The organism is Mesorhizobium sp. M8A.F.Ca.ET.208.01.1.1 (assembly GCF_004791315.1).
Classification (GTDB): Bacteria; Pseudomonadota; Alphaproteobacteria; order Rhizobiales; family Rhizobiaceae; genus Mesorhizobium.
This window is the reverse complement of record NZ_SRUT01000011.1, coordinates 135,985-152,302: the sequence shown is the minus strand read 5'-3', so window position 1 is coordinate 152,302 and position 16,318 is coordinate 135,985. Positions and strand designations below refer to the sequence as shown.

Annotated in this window: 12 protein-coding genes and 1 pseudogene; 10 read left to right on the top strand and 3 right to left on the bottom strand. The window is 63.7% G+C overall.

The genetic code is table 11. The annotated features are described in order from the left end of the window. Window positions 1-21: 21 nt before the first annotated feature. Genes EN851_RS30855 through EN851_RS30845 form a run of 3 tightly spaced genes read right to left on the bottom strand, consistent with a single transcriptional unit; the run spans window position 22 to window position 5,260 of the window. Window positions 22-675: a 4'-phosphopantetheinyl transferase superfamily protein gene (locus tag EN851_RS30855; RefSeq protein WP_135916524.1), complete on the bottom strand. Its 654-nt coding sequence runs from the start codon at window positions 673-675 to the stop codon at window positions 22-24. Beyond that, window positions 672-1,148 carry a GNAT family N-acetyltransferase gene (locus tag EN851_RS30850; protein WP_135930694.1) on the bottom strand — a complete coding sequence of 159 codons (477 nt, stop codon included), beginning with the start codon at window positions 1,146-1,148 and terminating at the stop codon, window positions 672-674. The genes EN851_RS30855 and EN851_RS30850 overlap by 4 nt, the downstream gene beginning before the upstream one ends. Continuing rightward, window positions 1,145-5,260 (bottom strand): Pls/PosA family non-ribosomal peptide synthetase, encoded by a 4,116-nt coding sequence (locus tag EN851_RS30845; protein ID WP_189521966.1) that lies wholly within the window; start codon window positions 5,258-5,260, stop codon window positions 1,145-1,147. Before EN851_RS30845 ends, EN851_RS30850 begins: the two co-directional genes overlap by 4 nt. Window positions 5,261-5,649: 389 nt before the next feature. Here EN851_RS30845 and EN851_RS30840 point away from each other — a divergent pair, with 389 nt between their 5' ends. The 10 genes and pseudogenes from EN851_RS30840 to EN851_RS30795 all read left to right on the top strand — a co-directional run bounded on the left by EN851_RS30840 (window position 5,650) and on the right by EN851_RS30795 (window position 16,315). Next, window positions 5,650-5,868, top strand: a complete 219-nt coding sequence (locus EN851_RS30840; protein ID WP_135930692.1) for a hypothetical protein — start codon at window positions 5,650-5,652, stop codon at window positions 5,866-5,868. After that, the gene (locus EN851_RS30835) at window positions 5,865-6,110 is read left to right on the top strand and encodes a DUF680 domain-containing protein (protein WP_135866015.1); all 246 of its coding nucleotides are present in this window, start codon (window positions 5,865-5,867) and stop codon (window positions 6,108-6,110) included. The genes EN851_RS30840 and EN851_RS30835 overlap by 4 nt, the downstream gene beginning before the upstream one ends. 88 nt (window positions 6,111-6,198) lie before the next feature. After that, window positions 6,199-7,170 (top strand): MBL fold metallo-hydrolase, encoded by a 972-nt coding sequence (locus tag EN851_RS30830; protein WP_135930691.1) that lies wholly within the window; start codon window positions 6,199-6,201, stop codon window positions 7,168-7,170. Between the two features lie 35 nt (window positions 7,171-7,205). Next, window positions 7,206-7,685 (top strand): tetratricopeptide repeat protein, encoded by a 480-nt coding sequence (locus tag EN851_RS30825; RefSeq protein WP_127278391.1) that lies wholly within the window; start codon window positions 7,206-7,208, stop codon window positions 7,683-7,685. Between the two features lie 365 nt (window positions 7,686-8,050). After that, window positions 8,051-8,572, top strand: a complete 522-nt coding sequence (locus EN851_RS30820) for a DoxX family protein (protein WP_135930690.1) — start codon at window positions 8,051-8,053, stop codon at window positions 8,570-8,572. Window positions 8,573-8,674: 102 nt separating this feature from the next. After that, complete coding sequence (locus EN851_RS30815) at window positions 8,675-9,271, top strand: BA14K family protein (RefSeq protein ID WP_135930689.1); 597 nt, start codon at window positions 8,675-8,677, stop codon at window positions 9,269-9,271. A gap of 118 nt (window positions 9,272-9,389) precedes the next feature. Continuing rightward, window positions 9,390-9,713 (top strand): DUF2934 domain-containing protein, encoded by a 324-nt coding sequence (locus EN851_RS30810; RefSeq protein WP_135930688.1) that lies wholly within the window; start codon window positions 9,390-9,392, stop codon window positions 9,711-9,713. Between the two features lie 196 nt (window positions 9,714-9,909). Then, window positions 9,910-10,194 carry a PRC-barrel domain containing protein gene (locus EN851_RS30805; RefSeq protein ID WP_135916529.1) on the top strand — a complete coding sequence of 95 codons (285 nt, stop codon included), beginning with the start codon at window positions 9,910-9,912 and terminating at the stop codon, window positions 10,192-10,194. A 56-nt stretch (window positions 10,195-10,250) separates the two neighbouring features. Then, window positions 10,251-10,400, top strand: coding sequence for a hypothetical protein (locus EN851_RS30800; protein ID WP_086081318.1), 150 nt, complete (start codon window positions 10,251-10,253; stop codon window positions 10,398-10,400). Window positions 10,401-10,576: 176 nt separating this feature from the next. Continuing rightward, window positions 10,577-16,315 (top strand): annotated as a pseudogene (locus EN851_RS30795) (HAMP domain-containing protein). Window positions 16,316-16,318: the final 3 nt, after the last annotated feature.

Here is a 16,318-nt window from a genome sequence, read left to right as displayed (position 1 = left end):
GCAGGAATAGTCGGGCTGACCCTAAACCCCATCACCGTCGACAAACGCCAGCACGGCCACGCGCGGGGCAACGCAGTATGCGAGCCGCGCCTTGCGGCCGGTCCTCGTCGTCGCGTGGCCAGTCTCGAGGTCCACGGCGATGTCCTCATAGCCCAGCACCTCGCGATCCAGCGGATAGGCAGCCTTGTAGACCGCTTCCTTGGCGGCGAAGAGAATGCGGCCGGCAAGCTGCCGGTCGGCGGCACCGATCCGATCGGCGGGCATGGCAACGAGGGCGGAAATCTCGTCGGGCAGGGGCAGCGCCGGTTCGACATCGATGCCGAGCGAGCCTATGGCGGCAACAGGCGCGACCGCCGCTACGGCCATGTCGTCGTCATGCGCGAGCGAGCCGGTTATCCCCTGCGGCCAGGCGGGCGCACCGGAGGGCGTGCGCAAGAGGGCGAAACCGTCGAAGCCGGCATCCGCCAGCAGCCGGTGCGCGATCCAGCGCGCCGCGCCGCTGGCCCGCCGCATGGCGGGCTGGCGGGCGGGGATGGAACCTGCCTCCGCCGACAACAGATGGGTCTCGTCGCCTTCGCGGATGATCCGGCAACCGGTGCGGACTCCGGCCGGGACCATGGCGGCCATGGCGCGTGCCAGGGCGATTTCCTCGGACGGATCGACTGATGGCGTCATCGGTCGGCGGGCGCCAGGACGAGATCGGCGATCATTTCCCCGTCCTCGTCGAGCCCCTCTTCGACGAAACCGGCGCTGCGATAGAGCCGCCGTGCCGCCTCGTTCTCCGGTTCGTAGCAGATCGACACGTGCCTGACGTGGCCGAGCCCTTGGATTTCCTCCAGCACCGCCCGCAGCGCGGCCTTGCCATAGCCACGGCCCTGCCAGGCGCGGTCGACCATGAAGCGGTAGATGCGGGCCTCGTCATCGTCGCGTGGCGCCTCGTACATCAGGAATCCGACAAGCTGGTCCCCGGCCATCACCGCGCGCGGCCGCGCGTCCCGATCGGACCGGGCTTCGCGCAGCGAGTCCGCATTGCCGGCGACGAAGTCCACCTGCTCCGGAGCCAGTCGCAGGGCCGTGACCAGGGCTCGATTGGCCTTGGTCACCGGCACGATACGGATGTCCACGGCGCCAGGCGCGCGGTCCGTCAAGAAGATGCCCCGGAGCCCTCGCTGACCGGCTCGACGAACCGGTGCAGCTTGGCCGGGTTGCCGCGCCAGATGGAGTTGGGCTCCAGCTCTTCGCCCTTCATCACGAAGGAATCGGCATCGACCATCGATCCCTTGCCCATCACGACGCCGTAGTGGACGAAGGCGGACGGCCCGAGCGTGCAGCCATCGCCGATGCGGATGAAGTCGGACTTGAACGCGCCTTCCTCCAGCGAATGGGCCTGGATGACGCAGCCTTCGTTAAGCGTGACGTCGTCGCCGATCTCCACCAGCGAGCGCTCGGTCAAATTGGCGCCGCCGTCATAGACGCGCTTGCCCACCTTGACGCCCAGCATGCGCAGGATCATCGGCCGGAACGGCGTGCCGGCGAACAGGCGCACGATGGGCGAATCCGCCAGCTTCCAGTGGCGCTCATGGCGCCAGAAGGTGACGTCGTAGATCGTCGTCATCTGCGGCTTCAGCTTGCGAAAACCAAGGCTTGCCCGCTCGACGAAGATGTAGAACGGAATGGTGATGGCCGAGGTCAAAAGCACCGCCACGAAGAGCGCGATCTCCGCCCATTCGGTGTAGTAGTTCAGCGCCCGGTCCCAGATCGCCAGCGTGGCGAACAGCATGACCCACTGCGTGGCGATGAACAGGAGGATCGTCACCAGATTGTGACGGTTCTTGAGCGGAATGCGCTTCAGCCGGTCTTCCTCGTCGATGCCGGCGATGAGTTCCTTGTCGCGGTTCACCATGCGCGGGATTTCAAAGGGCGGCGAGCCCAGAAGGCCGACATTCTCGCGCAAAGGCCCGTCGATCGGGACCATCACCTTGGTGCCGAGCAGGACGTTGTCGCCCGTGCGTCCGTCCGGCGGATAGTAGATGTTGTTGCCGAGATAGTTGCGCTCGCCGATCCGCGTCGGCTCGAGCCGGAACGCGGAAGCGGACTTGTGCATGTTGATCATGAAAAGCCCGTCCGACACCATGGTCTGAGTGCCGATCTCGCACAGGAGCGGGTTTTCGTGCTGCTGGTTGGAGCCGAAATTGGAGCCGGTCTGCACCACCTTGTTGAGGTTCCAGCCGATGGCGCTCATGTAATGGACGATGGCCGAGCTGTCGCCGAACAGCAGCCCGAGCACGCGGGAGTTGCTCGAGAACTCGGCAACCGTCTGCAGCCAGTAGCGGAAACCGTAAAGCGTGTAGGTGCGGCCGGGTTTCAGGATCAGGCTGAACAGGCGCGGCACCAGCGTGGCGGCGAGGAAGGCGACGGCGATGTAGCCGAGAAGCGTGACCGTCGTGCCGATCGCCACAATGCCGATCGTCTCCTGATAGTCGTCGCCGACATTCTCCCAATAACTATGGAACAAAAGCGGCAGCGGGGTGATGATGGCAAACAGCCCTATCAGTTGCACGGCTTCGTAGAGGAAGCGACGGATGCGGGGAGGATTGACGTTGCGCACCTTGCAATAGTCCGCCGTGGTCGGCACCGCCGGCGATCCATGCCAGTGTTCGCCGTCCGGGATGCTTTGCCCGCGCTGCAGCGAGGAGGAATGGCCGAGCTGGCCGCCATCGCCGATCGCGGTGTCGATGTCGAGCGTGCAGCCGACGCCGACGAAGGCATCGCGGCCGATGGCCAGCGGCCCGGTGTGGATATAGCCGGCCTGGGCGCGATAGCCGAGGATCAGCGATTCCTTGCGCAGGATGGTTCGGTCGCCGATCGAAATCAGGTCCGTGCATACTGGCACGGCACGGGATTCGATGACCACGTTCTTGCCGATCCTGGTTCCCAGAAGCTGCAGGTAAAGGCTGTAGAGCGGGCTGCCGCGGAACAGCACGACAGGTGCCGTGCGGATCAAGGTTTTCACCACCCAGAAACGATAGTAGCGCAGGCCCCAGATCGGGAACGCTTCCGCCTTCCAGCGGCCGACGAGCACCCATTTGGCGACAACGGCAAAGCCCGACATGCCGAAGAACACGCCGGCCGAGAGCACCACGCACCTGATGTAAAGCTGCAGCGGCTCGTCGAGCGCGTCATAGACCCAGTTGAGGCCGTCATTGATCGCCCACAGCGCCACGTAGCTGTAGAGCGCGTAAAACAGCAGCTGCGCGGCGCCGCAGGTCCAGTAGACGAGATTGGACGCCTGGCGGGTGAGAACGGGCTCGTTGGTGGCGCTCGTCAGCTCTTCCGCCGCGCTCAGGTGCTTGGCCAGGCGCGCCACGGTCGGATAGAGATAGATGTCGCGCATCGACGTCGTCGCCCATTCCTTGCGGGTGCGCACGCGAGCGCAGAAATGCGCCATGAGCAGCGAGTTGGCGCCGAGATCGTCGAAGAAATTGTCCTCGACGGACACCTCCTCGAACTTCAGCACGGTGCATAGCGCGTCGGCCAGGAACCGCTCGTCGTCATTGCCGGGCGCCACCATGGCGCGGTCGGCCGAAAGCCGGACGCTGGTCGGTTTGGGCAGCTGGCGAAGGTCGACCTTGTTGGAGACCGTCATCGGGATCGCCGGCAGTTCCTCCAGATAGGAGGGCACCATGTAGTCCGGCAGTCGCTGCTTCATCGTCTGGGCAATGTCGGCGCGCGAGAGCGCCGGCTGGCCGGCCTTGGGCGCGTAATAGGCAACGAGCTCGACGCGGCCGGGCTCGATCTCCCAGGTGGTGACGGCAGCCTGCGCGATCTCCGGCTGGTCGAGCAGCACGGCCTCGATCTCGCCGAGTTCGATGCGATAGCCGCGGATCTTCACCTGGGTGTCGATGCGCCCGGCATACTCGATCTCGCCGGCGTCGTTGATCCGGCCAAGGTCGCCGGTGCGGTAGATGCGCTTCGAGGGGTTGTTCGGCAGGCCGAGGAAATCGGCGATGAACTTCTGTTCGGTCAGGTCCGGCCGGTTGAGATAGCCGACCGCCAGCCCGATGCCGGCAATGCCGATCTCGCCCAGTTCACCAGGCTCGGCAAGTTGCGGCAGCGAGGGGTCGAGAATGACGATCGAATAGGTGGGCAGCGGCGCGCCGATGGTCACCGGCCGGTCCGGCGTCAGCGCACCCATGCTTGCCGTGACGGTCGCCTCTGTCGGGCCATAGGTGTTGAGGATCTGCCGGCCGGGCTTCGACCAGCGCACCACCAGATTGTGCGGGCAGGCCTCGCCGCCGACCAGCAGCGTGCGCAGGCTGGGCACATCCGATGTCATGGACGACAGAAGCGTCGGGCTGCAGGCCATGCAGGTGATGTCGTGATGGCGCAGGAAATCGGCGAGCTCTTCGCCCACCAATGGCATCTGGCCCGGGGCCGGCACGACGGTCGCGCCGGCGACGAACGGCACCCAGATCTCTTCGGAGGAAAAGTCGAAGGCGATGGTCATGCCCTGGTAGACGCGATCGCCCGGCCGGTAGCCGTAGGACGCGGCGGCGACGCGGATGAAGTTGACGAAGCTCTGGTGGCGGATGGCCACGCCCTTGGGCCTGCCGGTCGTGCCCGACGTATAGAGGATGTAGCAGATGTCTTCGATCGCAGTGGCGGCCGATGCCTTGTGCGGCTTCAGCGGCGCGCTGGACTGGGCGGATATTTCGGCGGCGGCGCTGTCGATCAACAGATGCGGAACCGGCAACTCGCCGGCCCGCGATGCATAGGTGGCGATGGTGACGACCAGGCTGACGCCGGCGTCCTCGATGATGAGCGCCATGCGCTCCTGCGGAAAGGCGGTGGCCAGCGGCACGAAGGCGGCGCCCGCCTTCACCACGGCGAGCAGGGCGACATAGGTTTCCGCGGACCGGTCGAGGATGAGCCCGACGCGGTCGCCAGGCCGCACGCCGCGCTTGACCAGCAGGCGGGCGAACTGGTTGGCTCTGCTGTCCAGCTCCTGATAGGTCCAGGCGCGGCCCTCGGAGATCACCGCCGGCAGCGTGGCAAATGTTTCGGCGAGTTGCTCGAAGACCTTGTCGAGCCGCTCGTCCGACTGACCCGCCCGGGCAAAATCGGCGCCTGCCAGGACCTGGCGGCGCGCTCCGAGGGCAATTTCCGCAGGTGCATGGACGCTGTCGCGGCTGGTCCCGGGCTCTCCGCCCAACCTTGCCGCTTCCCTGTCCAGTTCGGCGATATCGATACCGTGGTCCATTTCCAAACTTTCTCGTCCTGGCGAAGCCGTCACGGGCACATCTCGGTCATGCCGCCGCTCGAGCAGGCATTGTCGGCTGTGCCGCCGCTGCAATTTGATCGTTGTTGATGGAGGTGGAATGACCGAAGCCTCCAAAACGGAAGATTCCGGAATTCCGACCGGCGATCGCTGACCGCCGGGTCCCTCTTTGGCCGCGCGGTTATCACGGAATCGGCCGCTCCCTCTTCACATGTTCGGGAGCATGGACGCGGGGCGTCGCCGGGGCGCTGCCGGCGGCGAGCGACATGCCGGGCAGGCACCCATCCATCCGTTCGAACCTCGTTGCATTGCCCGTACCCAACCCCGTGCGCTTGTGCGGCGGCCAGATTTCCGGCCGTTGAGGGATTGATATGCCATCCGATCTTTTCGCCAGTTTTTCTGAACTGTTGAATCTTGTTTCTGGATTGTGTCTGGGTGGGCCTGCGCATGCCCGCAACCGCCGGTTTTCCGGCTTTTTGAAAAAATTCTTTCGGCGCCCGGGAATAAAGCGCGGCCCTTCCGGGTCTTGTCATCAGCGGGGCAAATCGGCCCGCGACGCGAAGAAACGAAACAAGGATTTAGCGAAATGACCAAGCTCGCTCTCAGCGTGGCCGCGATGTTGCTTGCCTCGAGTTCCGCCTTTGCCGGCAGCGACCATGGCGCCAACAATTCCAACCAGCCGGCCGCTCCGGTCGACACCAACGCGACGGCTTCGATCCCTTACACGGCACGTACCCATGGCGTCGACACCAAGGTGACGACCGGGCCGAAGCAGGAGTCGGTGCAGGACATCATCAACCGGCACAATGACGAGGGCATCTGGGGCAACTGAGCGCTCGGTCTTCGAACATCCCAGGGGCTTGGCCCTCCGTCATTCCAAGACGTGCCTTTAGCCACCACTCAACAGAGGAAGAACCACCATGTTCAGCATGACACGCCGCACACTGCTCGGAACCGCCACTGCCGCCGCTGCCTTCGGCCTCGCCGGCAAGCTTGAATTCACCCGCCCCGCTTTCGCGCAGACGCCGGTGGAGCCGACCATCGGCTTCTACAAATACACGGTCGGCGACATCGAGGTCACCGCCATCTATGACGGCATCTGGAAGAAGCCGCACGATCCGGCCTTCATCAAGAATGTCTCGGTAGACGACACCAAGGCCGCGCTCGCCAAGGCGGGTCTGACCACCGACTTCATGCCCATTCCGCTCACCGTCGTGGTGCTCAAGATGGGCGGCAAGCTGATCATGATGGATGCGGGCTCCGGCGTCGGCCAGTGGCAGGCCAACGCCACGCATCTGCCGGCCAACATGGCCGCCGCCGGCATCGACTACAAGGCGATCGACACCATCATGATCTCGCATTTCCACCCCGACCATGTCTGGGGCCTGATGGAGAAGGGTACCAACACGCCGGTGTTCCCCAATGCCGAGCTGATCGTCAACGCCACCGAATACAACTGGTGGACCGACCCGAGCCGGCTGGCCAAGCTGCCCGAGGGCCGCAAGCCGGCGGGCAAGCGCATCGCCGAAAACTTCCCGAAATGGAAGAACTGGAAGCTGGTCGAGGACGGCGCCGAGGTGGTGCCCGGCATCCAGATCATCGCCGCACCCGGCCACACGCCCGGCCACTCGGTGTATCTCGCCAACTCCGGCAAGGAGCAGCTGATGATCTCGGCCGACACCATGTATGTGCCGGCTTTGCTGGCGCCGCATCCGGAATGGCAAGGCGCTTACGACCAGGATGGGGCCACCGCAATCACCACACGCCACAAGATCATCGACCGGGTGATCGCGGACAACATCCGCATTTCCGGTTCGCACTTCCCGTTCCCGGGCACCGGCGTCTTCGTCAAGGACGGCAATGCCTATGGCTTCACTCCGGTCGAAATTTGAGCGTCAGCTCCCAATCCAGACAAGCGAGACAGACAATGAAACAATCCTATCTGGGCAAGCACGCCCTCTACGGCCTGCTCGGCGCCATTGCCGTGCTGACCGTCGTTCCCGTCGCCACGATCATGCCGGCCTATGCGGTCGACGACATCGAAGGCGCCGACGCGCCAGACCTCACCGCCGTCAAGGCCAAGATCGACGCCAAGGACTACAAGGGCGCGCTGGAGGATTTGCGTGACCTCGCGCAGGACAACCAGCAGGCCGACGTCTACAATCTGCTTGGCTTCACGCTGCGCAAGACCGGCGACCCCACCACCGCGCTGACCTACTACAACAAGGCGCTGGAGCTGAAGCCCGACCACAAGGCCGCCCGCGAATATCTGGGCGAGCTCTATGTCGAGACCGGCGACATGGCCAAGGCTCAGGAGCAACTGGCCTCGCTGCAGAAACTGTGCCCCGCCGGCTGCGACGAGCTTGCCGATTTGCAGAAGGCCATCGACACCAAGGTGACGAAGTAGGGCGGGCAAGGCGGTTCCCTTGCTCGCTAAGGCCAGCGCAGCCCCCGCTCCGACCGCTTCGCGGCCACCTCTCCCCCATTCCATGGGGACGAGGAACCCAAGCTCTCCAAAGCCGCGACCTCGGCAGCTAGGATTTCCTCGCCCCCGCGAAGTGGGGGAGTGGTGGCTCGGCGAAGCCGAGACGGAGAGGGGGCCTGGCGCTAACCCATCCCCCAACCCACCAAAGTTCGGGCGCTCGTGGCTGGCGCCCATTGCCGGAGCCGGCGCCTCGAGCCGGCTCCGGCCCTTTCGAGCCTCACACTTTCGCGCGCGATCCCCACGCGCCGGACGGCGCCTGCACGGTGTCAAGAAATTGGAGCCCGACCATGACCCTGAATGAACGCGCCGCCAAGCTCACCGGCCTCGCCGCCAGACTGTACCTACGGGACGCGGCGCTGCTTGCCGGCCGCCTGCTTTTGTCCCTCATCTTCCTGCATGAGGGCGCCACGCTCGCCAGCCATTTCGAGGGCGCCGCCAAGGCCATGGCGGCCCTTGGCGTCGGCCTGCCGTTGTTCATCGCCACCGTGGCGCTGCAATTGGGGGCGGGGCTTTCCATCGCGACAGGCCTGCTGACGCGGCTTGGCGCCATCGGGCTCGGCCTGTTTTGCCTGGCCACGGCCATGCTGTTCCACACCAATTTCGCCAGCCAGAACGAACTGCTGCATTTCGAAAAGGATCTGGCCATGTCAGGCGGCATGTTCGTGCTGGCCGCCGCCGGCGCCGGCAGGGTCTCGCTGGACTGGTTGTTGGCCGGCTATCTCAGGCAGCGCCAGCGCGACAAGGAGATGGTGGCGGCGCTGCTGGCGGTCGAGAACCAGTTTTCCGTGGAGGTGCGGCTGCCGGTTTGAGGAGAAACCCAGCCCGCGCGCGCCCACACACGCTCGCACGCGCTGTGCTGGAACCAGCCTTGATGCTCCGCATTCTATAAGCAGGGGCTCAAGGAGTGTGACGTGAAAGCGATTTTGGCACTGGTGGGCGGCTTTGTTCTGACCCTTGCGGTCTTCGGCAGCGGGCTGGGCTTTGCCGCCTGGCTGCTCGCCGCCAAGTCTCCGCATGAGGCAAGGCGAACCGTCAGCGTCGCGGAGCTGTGGACCAGGGACGCGCGGCCGGTGAACAAGACGTCGCAGAACCTCGAACGCCTGCCGGCCGACCAGCCCGCGGCGCCCGACATCGCCGCCAGGGAGCAGGCACCCGACCCGACCGCGACCGGCTCGATCGCGCCTTCGGCTGAAGCGGCCGAACTGCCGGGATCCCACGTCAAATGGTGCGCCAGCCATTACCGCTCCTACCATCCCGATGACAACACCTACATGTCTTATAGCGGGCGGCTGCGCCACTGCGTCTCACCCTATCTCGACGCCGGCGCCGACCAGAGCGCGCAGCCTACGGCCGAAGTCAGCTATGTCGCGGGCGACGTCGCTTCGGCCGTCACGACGGGGCTTTCCGCCGACCATGTCGATTCCTGCTTCAGTCGCTATCGCTCCTACCGGCCCGACGACAACAGCTACCAGCCCTATTCCGGCGGACCCAGGCGCCAGTGCGAGTAGCGCCGGATGCCGGGTAAGCCTGGCTGAGGGGCGCGGCTTGTGATCCCGACGATCACGCAAATTTTTTGGATCGATCGCACCGGCGCGGCGTTCATCCCTCACACAAGGGAGAACTGACATGAACGACGACCGCGACGACAAGATCCGCGACCGCGCCTACGAGATCTGGCAGCGCGAAGGCGGCGGCCATGGCGACCATGACCGGCACTGGCACCAGGCTGAGATGGAGATCGACAGGGAAGCCGCCCTGCCGCTGACGGCCGACGATGCGCTTCCGGAAACCGGCGAGATCGCCAGCACGGACGTGCTGCAGGTCGAAGCGCTGGCGGCCCGTACCGGCATATCGGGCGACGAGGCGCAGGCGCTGATCGACAGGCTCGGCACCGATCGCGCCGCGATCGAGCAGGCCGCGCGCGGCCTCAAGGCGAAGCGCGGGCGCTGAACGCAAGGCCTTTCGAAACAATGCGTTGGCGCGGTTCGATGAGAAGATGATTCATCGAGCCGGCGGCGCGAAACCATGACCCGGGCGAAGCCGTAGGGCGCTATCCTTCGTCATCTGCCCCGTCATCAACGGCAATGTCGGAACCCTTGGCTGTCTCGCAGGTTCCTTCTGCCCACCCCAACAGGAGATGCAGGCCATGGACCACACCCACCACATCAGGCTGACCAATGCCGAACTGACCCCGGATGCGCTCGAAGGCGCCACCATCTACGGCCCCGGCGACGAGAAGATCGGCTCGGTCGACCATCTGCATGCCGGCCAGGTCGTCATCGATGTCGGCGGCTTCCTCGGCATCGGCGCCAAGCCCGTGGCCGTGCTGGCCAACGAACTCGATTTCATGCGCGACGAGGACGGCGACATCCACGCCGTGACCAGTTGGACCAAGGACCAGCTGAAACAAATGCCCGAACACCGCGACTGACAATGAGAAGGGCTCGGCATCATCCGGGCCCTTCGTCTTTTCCAAGGGAGAGACCGATGATCAGGAAGCTGAAAGACGGAAAATACCGGCTTTATTCGAGGAAGAAGGACGACAAGACGGGGAAGCGGCGGAATTTGGGGACGTTTGATACGCGCGAGGCGGCGGAGAAGCATGAGAAGGAGGTGCAGTATTTCAAGCGGCATTGAGGGATGCTGAGGCGTGCCTCGGTCTCGTTGCTGCAATTGGCGGTGGACAAGAAGCGCTATGGCCAAAGCGTTGCGACGCCGCCAAGCGGCGTGAAACTCGTGTGGAACAAAACAAGCTTCCGCGCGTTTGGGCTTTCGGCTTGGTCTGGCCATGGGGTCCGCGTGGGGAGGGGTTTTTGGGCGTATCTCGGTTACCAAAGGAACATCTGGATTCTCGGCAAATACTCGGCGCTCTCAAGGCATTTCGAAACGGAGATTTTTCCGTCCGCATCGAAAACGTCTATGACGGGCTGAGTGGCGAAATCGCAGATACGTTCAACCAAATTGTCGAACTCAATGACCAGGTGACGCGTGAATTCGCGCGGCTCAGCCGGGTGGTCGGCAAAGATGGGCGCATAAGCGAGCGCGGCCATGTCAGGAACGCCAAAGGCAGCTGGGAATCCAGTGTTCGGTCGGTCAACGACCTGATCGAGGACATGGTGCAGCCGACCGCCGAGGTTGCCCGGGTCATCGGCGCCGTTGCCAAGGGCGATCTGTCCCAGACCATGATGGTGTAGATCGACGGGAGGCCGCTGCGCGGCGAATTCCTGCGGATCGGCAAAATCGTCAACACAATGGTTGAGCAACTCGCCTCGTTCACTTCGGAGGTGACACGAGTGGCGCGCGAGGTCGGCACCGAGGGCAAACTTGGTGGACAGGCGCGGGTCAAGGGCGTGGCAGGCACCTGGAAGGATCTGACCGACAATGTGAACGCGATGGCGACCAATCTGACGAGCCAGGTGCGCAACATCGCGGAGGTGACTACGGCCGTCGCGTCGGGTGACTTGTCAAAGAAGATCACCGTCGACGTGAAGGGCGAGATCCTGGAGCTGAAGTCGACCATCAATACCATGGTCGACCAGCTCAACTCGTTTGCCGGCGAGGTGACGCGCGTCGCGCGCGAAGTCGGCACCGAGGGGAAACTCGGCGGCCAAGCCCGCGTCGAGGGCGTGGGTGGCACCTGGAAGGACCTGACGGACAGCGTGAACCTGATGGCCGCCAACTTGACCGGCCAGGTCCGCAATATCGCCGATGTGACGACCGCGGTGGCGCTCGGCGACCTGTCGAAGAAGATCACCGTCGACGTGAAGGGCGAGATTTTGGAGCTGAAGTCCACCATCAATACGATGGTCGACCAGCTCAACTCGTTTGCCGGCGAGGTGACGCGCGTTGCGCGCGAGGTCGGCACGGAGGGAAAGCTCGGCGGCCAGGCTCAGGTGCGGGGTGTCGCCGGAACCTGGAAAGATTTGACCGACAACGTCAATTCAATGGCGGCCAACCTGACCGGCCAGGTGCGCAACATCGCCGAAGTGACCACCGCGGTGGCTCTGGGTGATCTGTCGAAGAAGATCACGGTCGACGTGAAGGGCGAGATCCTGGAACTCAAGAACACCATCAACACGATGGTGGATCAGCTGAATTCCTTCGCCTCGGAGGTGACGCGTGTCGCGCGCGAAGTCGGCACCGAGGGAAAGCTGGGCGGCCAGGCAGAAGTCCGAGGGGTCGGAGGCACCTGGAAGGACCTGACCGACAACGTCAATCTGATGGCGGCCAATCTCACCGGGCAAGTGCGCAACATTGCCGATGTGACCACGGCCGTTGCGCGCGGGGATCTTTCCAAGAAGATCACAGTCGACGTGAAGGGCGAAATCCTGGAGCTCAAGAACACCGTCAACACGATGGTGGACCAGCTCAACTCATTCGCCTCCGAAGTCACGCGTGTCGCCCGCGAAGTGGGCTCCGAGGGAAAACTCGGCGGTCAGGCCCATGTCGAGGGGGTCGGCGGCACCTGGAAGGACCTGACCGACAACGTCAATGCCATGGCCGGCAACCTGACCGTGCAGTTGCGCGATGTCTCCAAGGTCGCGACCGCGATCGCCACCGGCGATCTCACCCAGAAAATCACCGTCGATGCATTGGGAGAGATTCTGCAGATCAAGGATGTCATCAACACGATGGTGGACCAGCTGAACTCCTTCGCATCCGAGGTGACGCGCGTCGCCCGCGAAGTGGGGTCGGACGGCAAGCTTGGCGGCCAGGCACAGGTACGCGGTGGCGCCGGCACGTGGAAGGACCTGACGGACAATGTCAACGCCATGGCCGCCAACCTGACGGGCCAGGTCCGCAACATCGCGGAAGTGACGACCGCCGTTGCGCTGGGCGACCTGTCGAAGAAGATCACGGTCGACGTTCGCGGCGAAATTCTCGAACTCAAGGACACCATCAACACGATGGTGGATCAGCTCAACTCGTTCGCCTCGGAAGTGACGCGTGTCGCGCGCGAAGTCGGTACCGAGGGGAAGCTTGGCGGCCAGGCACAGGTGCGCGGTGTCGCAGGCACCTGGAAAGACCTGACCGACAACGTCAATTCGATGGCCGAGAATCTTACCGGCCAGGTCCGCAACATCGCCGATGTGACGACCGCGGTGGCGCGAGGCGATCTGTCGAAGAAGATCACCGTCGACGTCAAGGGCGAGATCCTGGAGCTGAAGTCCACCATCAACACCATGGTCGACCAGCTCAACTCCTTTGCCGGCGAGGTGACGCGTGTGGCGCGCGAGGTCGGCACCGAGGGCAAGCTCGGCGGCCAGGCACAGGTCGAGGGCGTGGCCGGCACATGGAAGGACCTGACCGACAACGTCAACCTCATGGCGACCAACCTGACCAACCAGGTGCGTGGCATCGCTGATGTCGTGACCGCAGTGGCACAAGGAAATCTCAAGCGCAAACTCGCCGTGGATGCCAAGGGCGAGATCGCGTCCCTGGCGGACACCATCAACGGCATGATCGAAACGCTTGCGACCTTCGCCGATCAGGTGACCAACGTCGCACGCGAGGTCGGTATCGAGGGCAAGCTCGGCGGCCAGGCCAGGGTGCCGGGCGCCGCCGGTCTGTGGCGCGACCTGACCGACAACGTCAATCAGCTGGCAGCGAACCTGACCACCCAGGTGCGGGCCATCGCCGAGGTTTCGACCGCGGTCACCAAGGGTGATCTTACCCGTTCCATCAGCGTCCAGGCTTCCGGGGAGGTCGCGGCGCTCAAGGACAACATCAACGAGATGATCCGCAACCTGAAGGATCAGACGCTCAAGAATGCCGAGCAGGATTGGCTGAAAACCAACCTCGCGCGGTTCTCGCGCATGCTGCAGGGCGAGCGCGATCTGGCCACGGTGTCGCGCATGATCATCTCGGAGCTCGCGCCGCTGGTGAACGCGCAGTACGGCCTTTTCTACGTGACCAATCGCGACGAGGAAGAATCCTATCTGGAACTGGCCGCGTCATACGCCGCCGAAGGCAAAGCCGCGATCCGCCAGCGTGTGGACTTCCGGGAAGGTCTGATCGGTCAAAGCGCGGCCGACAAACGGGCGATCATGCTCGACGATGTTCCTTCGAGCTTCCTGCGCATCACCTCGGGCCTTGGCGAAGCACCGCCGGCCAGCGCTATCGTCCTGCCGGCATTGTTCGAGGAAGAGGTCAAGGCGGTTATCGAGCTCGCTTCGTTCAGCCGCTTCAGCGACACGCATCGCCTGTTCCTCGAGCAATTGATGGAGTCGGTCGGTATCGTGCTCAACACGATCGCCGCGACCATGCGCACGGAAGGGCTTCTCAAGCAGTCGCAGCTTTTGACGTCCGAACTGCAGTCGCGCCAGACCGAGCTCACCAAGAAACAGGAAGAGCTTCACGCCACCAACGAGGAATTGCAGGAGAAGGCGCAACTCCTCGAGAACGAAAAAAAACAAGTCGAGAACAAGAATCTCGAGATCGAAATGGCCAGACGGGCGCTCGAGGAAAAGGCGGAACAGCTGGCGCTGACGTCCAAGTACAAGTCCGAATTCCTGGCGAATATGAGCCACGAACTGAGGACCCCGCTGAATTCGCTGTTGATCCTGTCCAACCTGCTCGCCACCAACCAGCAGGGCAATTTGAACGACAAGCAGATCGAGTTCGCTCGGACGATCAACTCGGCGGGCACGGATTTGCTCAGCCTCATCAATGACATACTGGATCTTTCGAAAATCGAGTCCGGCACGGTTTCGATCGAGCTCAACGACATGCCGCTCGCCCATCTGCGTCAGCATATGGAGCGAACCTTCCGGCAACTGGCCGCCGACAAGGGGCTGCGGTTTACGATCAACATCGATCAGACTCTGCCCGAAACGATCCGTACTGACGAAAAACGGCTCCAGCAGATCGTCCTCAATCTCTTGTCCAACGCGTTCAAGTTTACGTCCCAAGGCGACGTGACGCTCAGTATCCATGCCGAGCGGACCAGCCGTGGGAACGGCTCGACGGCACTACCCAAGGCGCTGGCAATTGCCGTCACCGACACGGGCATTGGCATTCCGGAGGACAAGCAAAAGCTGATCTTCGAGGCGTTTCAACAGGCCGACGGGACCACCAGCCGCAAATATGGCGGCACTGGCCTCGGCCTCTCGATCAGCCGGGAAATCGCCCGCCTCCTCGGCGGCGAGTTGCGTGTCGAAAGCCAGCCTGGAACCGGATCGACCTTCACGCTTGTCATTCCCTTCGATGGTCCCCGCAGCAGCAGTCTTGCACCGCAGATCGAGCTTTCGCCGGCTGCCGGGTCCGTTGCGGCTACCAGCACGGCGGGAACGCCAGAACTCGCCGACGATCGTGATTCGATCGACCCGTCGGACAGGGTGGTGCTGATCGTGGAGGACGACCCCACTTTTGGCGGGCTGCTGCTTGGTCTTGCGCGATCGGCGGGGTTGAAAGGCGTGCTTTCCACGGCGGGCTCGGGAACGCTGGCTCTTACACGCAAGCTCATGCCCGATGCAATCACCCTCGATCTCGGCCTTTCGGACATTGATGGCTGGGTCCTTTTCGACCTTTTACGGCATGATCCGAAGACCAGGAACATACCTATCCACGTTATCTCCGGCGCCGAGGACATCGAGCTTCTCACGCGCCGTGGCGCCGCAAGCGTTTCCAGCAAGCCGGTGTCCGCTGGCGAGCTTACGCGTGTCTTCGACGACATTCAGTCGAGGACGCTCAGGATACAGCGCAAGGTGCTGGTCGCCGATCCAGATTCCGAGCGTCGTCTGGCGCTGGTCGAAGCCATTCGCGATGGCGTCACGTCGGTCACCGCCATCGGCCGGGTTGCGGCTAACGCGGACGGGAACGGTATTGCCGGCTATGACGCCGTGGTGTTCGGGTTTGGCCGTTCGGCCAAGGACAACGCCCAGATGCTCGACGAGATCATGTCTCAGTTCGGCGATTCTGTACCGCGCCTGCTGTTCTTCACGCCCCATCCAGATGCCTTTCAGCAGCAGGTCGCCTTGCATCCGCTCCTCAGCGACGTTCCGCGTGCCGACAACTTTGCCCAGCTTGGCTTGTTGATGTCCGCGGCTCTTCCAGGCGACAGGGCCGACAAGGAGATCTCTGCGTCCGAGCAACTCGACAACGCCGATCTGGCTGGGGCCAGGGTTCTCATCGTCGACGATGACATTCGCAACATCTATTCGCTGACCAGCGTGCTGGAGACCTACGGTATCGAGGTCCAGCATGCCGAGCGGGGGCGGGACGGCATAGCCATGCTTGAAGAGGCGCCGGACGTCGATGTCGCCCTGATCGATATCATGATGCCCGAGATGGATGGGTACGAGACGATGCGCAGGATCCGCTCACAGCCGAAGATCGCGCACATTCCCCTGATTTCCGTCACAGCCAAAGCGATGAAAGGAGATCGCCAGAAATGTCTGGACGCCGGCGCGTCCGACTACATCGCCAAGCCCGTCGATCTCGACCTGCTCCTGGCCCTGCTGCGGGTTTGGGTCGGCCGCTCGCGCTCGCGCGCAGGGACATCCCGGATAGACGATGGTGACCGCAATCTGATTGCGCCTCGGCAGATTTAGCCC